Source organism: Nosocomiicoccus massiliensis (assembly GCF_000438455.1).
Lineage (GTDB): Bacteria > Bacillota > Bacilli > Staphylococcales > Salinicoccaceae > Nosocomiicoccus > Nosocomiicoccus massiliensis.
The window spans coordinates 1-4,195 of sequence record NZ_CAVG010000029.1 but is presented as its reverse complement, the minus strand read 5'-3'; the positions used below and the strand labels follow the sequence as shown (position 1 = coordinate 4,195).

At 35.3% G+C, this 4,195-nt stretch carries 6 protein-coding genes; all 6 read left to right on the top strand.

Annotated elements, in window-relative coordinates:
- Positions 1–31: 31 nt before the first annotated feature.
- Positions 32–1,090: a M24 family metallopeptidase gene (locus TJ68_RS01425; RefSeq protein ID WP_040928338.1), complete on the top strand. Its 1,059-nt coding sequence runs from the start codon at positions 32–34 to the stop codon at positions 1,088–1,090.
- A 12-nt stretch (positions 1,091–1,102) separates the two neighbouring features.
- The gene (gene efp / locus TJ68_RS01420; RefSeq protein WP_040928337.1) at positions 1,103–1,660 is read left to right on the top strand and encodes an elongation factor P; all 558 of its coding nucleotides are present in this window, start codon (positions 1,103–1,105) and stop codon (positions 1,658–1,660) included.
- 103 nt (positions 1,661–1,763) lie between these two features.
- Positions 1,764–2,225 carry an acetyl-CoA carboxylase biotin carboxyl carrier protein gene (accB, locus tag TJ68_RS01415; protein WP_040928336.1) on the top strand — a complete coding sequence of 154 codons (462 nt, stop codon included), beginning with the start codon at positions 1,764–1,766 and terminating at the stop codon, positions 2,223–2,225.
- Entirely contained in the window at positions 2,225–3,574 is a 1,350-nt protein-coding gene (gene accC, locus TJ68_RS01410; protein WP_040928339.1) for an acetyl-CoA carboxylase biotin carboxylase subunit, read from the top strand. Before accB ends, accC begins: the two co-directional genes overlap by 1 nt.
- Positions 3,575–3,584: 10 nt before the next feature.
- Entirely contained in the window at positions 3,585–3,938 is a 354-nt protein-coding gene (locus tag TJ68_RS01405; RefSeq protein ID WP_040928335.1) for an Asp23/Gls24 family envelope stress response protein, read from the top strand.
- Between the two features lie 11 nt (positions 3,939–3,949).
- The coding region (locus tag TJ68_RS01400) for a transcription antitermination factor NusB (protein WP_040928334.1) at positions 3,950–4,195 on the top strand (246 nt) is incomplete at its 3' end.

The following is a 4,195-nucleotide window of genomic DNA, read 5'->3' as shown; positions in this document are numbered from 1 at the left end:
ACGGTAAACTACGGTTAAGGAGTGATTATGAATGAGCATTATCGAAAAAACAAAAGAATTACTAAAGAAATATGAAGTAGATGCGCTAATCGTATCGAGTACTTACAACAGAAGATACGTCTCAGGGTTCACAGGATCAAGTGGCGTAGTAGTAGTAACTGATGAAGGCCAGTACTTAGTATCTGATTTTAGATATAACGTACAAGGACGTGAAGAAGCACCTGATTTTGAATTCGTGTTGCAAAAAGGGAATTTAACGTCGTTTGTCATCGAATTTTTAAAAGAAAAAGGCGTTAAAAGAATCGCGTTTGAAGCAGCCTATACGAATTATAATGAGTACAATACATTAAATGAGCATTTTGAACTCGTACCGATTAACAACGAGTTTGAAACTTTCCGTATGGTTAAATCAGATGAAGAAATTGAAAAAATTAAAGTCGCTTGTAAAATCGTCGACGAAGCATATGAACGTATTTTAAAATTTGTAAAAGTCGGTATGACAGAGTTAGAAGTTAAAGCTGAGTTAGAGTATATCATGGCGCAACTCGGTTCAGAAGGTCCGAGCTTCGATACGATAGTAGCGAGTGGTCATAGAGGGGCATTACCTCACGCAACACCTTCAGAAAAAGTCATTGAAGATGGAGATCTTGTGACGTTAGACTTCGGTGCAACTTATAAAGGGTATGTTTCAGATATTACACGTACGTTTGGTGTCGGTAATGTTTCAGACGAACTCAAAAAAGTGTATAATATTGTATTAGAAAGTCAGTTAAAATCTTTAGAAACAATTAAAGCTGGATTTACTGGTAGCGAGGCAGATAAGGTAGCTAGAGATATTATTGATCAAAATGGATATGGTGAAAACTTTGGTCACTCACTCGGCCACGGAATTGGTCTAGAAGTACATGAAGGTCCAGGACTCGCAAAAACTGTCGATACAGTATTAGAAGAAAATATGATTATTACGATCGAGCCAGGTATTTATGTTGAAGGACTTGGTGGCGTTAGAATTGAAGATGACGCGCTCGTAACTAAAGATGGACTTCAAAAACTGACACATAGTAGTAAAGAGTTATTCATAATCAACTAGGAGGATAATTTAATGATTTCAGTAAACGATTTTAAAACAGGACTTACAATTGAATTCGATAACGGTATTTGGAGAGTTATTGATTTCCAACACGTAAAACCAGGAAAAGGTGCGGCGTTCGTACGTTCTAAATTAAGAAACTTACGTACAGGTGCAATCCAAGAAAAAACGTTTAGAGCAGGTGAAAAAGTCGGCACAGCACATATCGATAACAATAAGATGCAATTCTTATATAACGATGGTGACGGCTATGTGTTCATGGACAACAACACGTTTGAACAAGTAACGATTCCAAAAGAACAATTAGAACATGAAATTAATTTCTTAAAAGAAAATATGAACGTGTCTATTATGACGTATGAAGGTGAAACTTTAGGTGTTGAACTACCAAAAACTGTTGAGCTTGAAGTAGTAGAAACAGAACCAAGCATTAAAGGGGATACTGTTTCTGGTGCGACTAAAGAAGCGAAACTCGAAACAGGATTATCGATTCAAGTACCACTATTTGTCAATAATGGGGACGTACTCGTAGTAAATACTGAAGAAAGTTCATACGTTTCAAGAGCATAATCTTTTTAAAAGCAGATATTTTATCTGCTTTTTTTAATTACCATTTGAATTGGTCGTACCACTAAAGTAAAATACTATTATAAACAGTTTAGGAGATTTGATTATGAAATTAGAATATATAGACCAGCTCATTGAAAAAATGGAAACAGCTAATTTAGTTGAACTCACATATAAAGACAAAGAAGTGGATATTAAACTTAAGCGTGAATCAAAAGTGCGAGAGTATCAAGCGCAACCTGTACAACCAGTACAATCTGTTGAAGCACCTGCTCCACAAGCACCAGTAGCAAGTGTTCCAGAAACTAGCGGTCCTGCTACTGATACTTCAAACACTCATACGATTAAAGCGCCGATGGTCGGAACATTTTATAAAAGCCCGTCACCTGAAGCAGATCCTTATGTTCAAGTCGGCGATAAGATCGAAAACGATACGATCGTATGTATTTTAGAAGCGATGAAACTATTCAACGAAATTGAAGCAGAAGTTTCCGGTGAAATTGTAGAGATTTTAGTTGAAGATGGAGAAATGGTTGAATATAACCAGCCATTATTCAAAGTTAAATGATTAAAAAAGTATTAATCGCAAACCGAGGAGAAATTGCAGTACGTATCATTCGTGCGTGTCATGAACTCGGTATTGAAACAGTGAGCGTATACTCAGAAGCGGATAAAGATAGCTTACACCGGAAACTCGCAACTGAGTCGTATTGTATCGGACCTAAATTATCTAAAGACAGTTACTTAGATATGATTAGTATCATAACAATCGCTCAAAATACAAACTGTGATGCAATCCATCCAGGGTATGGTTTTTTAGCTGAAAACGTCGATTTCGCAGAGATGTGTGATGCGAGTAATTTAATCTTTATCGGTCCACATTATAAAACAATCGCTTTAATGGGTGTTAAGGACGTTGCAAAGGATACGATGCAAAAAGCAAACGTTCCGACAGTCCCAGGATCTGATGGTGTTGTAAAATCACTAGACGATGCAAAGAAAATTTCAGAAGAAATCGGATATCCTGTCATTATTAAAGCAAGCTATGGTGGTGGCGGTAAAGGTATTCGAGTTGCTCGTAACGAGCAAGAGTTAATTCAAAACTACAAGTTAACTGAACAAGAAGCCGAAAGTGCGTTTGGTAACAAAGATTTATATATCGAAAAATATATTAGCAATTTTAGACATATTGAAATCCAAGTACTCGGTGATTATCACGGCAATGTCGTTCATCTTGGAGAAAGAGATTGTACTGTTCAACGCCGAATGCAAAAGTTAGTTGAGGAGGCTAAAAGTCCAATTATTTCTGAAGAAGTTCGAGAAGAAATGGGGCAAGCTGCAGTACGTGCAGCGAAATTCATCGACTATGTAAACGCAGGTACAATTGAATTTATATATGACCTTGACGAAGAAACGTATTACTTTATGGAAATGAATACGAGAATTCAAGTCGAACATCCTGTTACAGAAATGATTACAGGGATCGACTTAGTTAAGATGCAAATCAAAATTGCAATGAGAGAAGAAATACCATTCACTCAAGAAGACATTGAATTTAATGGACATGCGTTTGAATTCAGAATTAACGCAGAAAACCCTTATAAAAACTTTATGCCTTCTGCTGGTAAAATTACGAAGTTTAAAGAACCAGGTGGATTCGGTGTACGTTTAGAAACTGCATGTTATCAAGGGTATACAATTCCACCATATTACGATTCGATGATTGCAAAACTTATCGTATATGGAAAAGACAGAGATGACGCATTACAAATTGCACGTCGTGCGTTAGATGAATTCATCGTTGAAGGTATAAATACGACGATTCCATTTCATCAAAAAATTATTAATAATGAAGCGTTTAAAAATAACGATTATAATACGAATATGCTAGAAAACCATGATATAATGAGTGAATGAGGTGATTATAGTGGAAGTATTAGGGCACGATGAATCCATTGGTAAAATTAAAATTTCAACAGAAGTACTTGAAGTTATTTCAAGTATCGCTGTTTTAGAAACAAAGGGTGTTTCATCTTTACAAAATAACTTAGCGAGTGGAACAATTGAAAAAATTGGTAAAAAATATCGCGGCAAAGGTATCCGTGTGGATGAGTCAAAGGGATATTTAAAAATTTCTGCGTACGTCAATCTATCGGACGGTAGAAATGTGCATAAGATTGCAGAAAATATCCAAGAAAATATTAAGCAATCTATCTCAACGATGCTCGATATTAATGTAATTGATGAAATTAATGTTCACATCGTAAATATTGCGAAGTAATAGGTGTTTTTATGAATAGACATGAACAAAGAATTAAAGCATTTCAAATACTGTTTCAAATCGATAATGACGCTGTGTCATTAGGAGATGTGAAATTTAAAGAAATGTATAGTAAATATGATTATATTAAGCAATTAGTTGACTATTATATTGAACATCAAAATGATATTGATGATAAAATTAGTAGTTTACTAAAAAACTATACGTTAGATCGTATTAGTAAAGTCGACAGAAATGTCTTACGTGTATCTGTAACA

Coding starts and splice junctions, on each gene's coding strand:
- TJ68_RS01425 (WP_040928338.1), top strand. CDS start 32: ATGAGCATTATCGAAAAAACAAAAGAATTACTAAAGAAATATGAAGTA.
- efp (WP_040928337.1), top strand. CDS start 1,103: ATGATTTCAGTAAACGATTTTAAAACAGGACTTACAATTGAATTCGAT.
- accB (WP_040928336.1), top strand. CDS start 1,764: ATGAAATTAGAATATATAGACCAGCTCATTGAAAAAATGGAAACAGCT.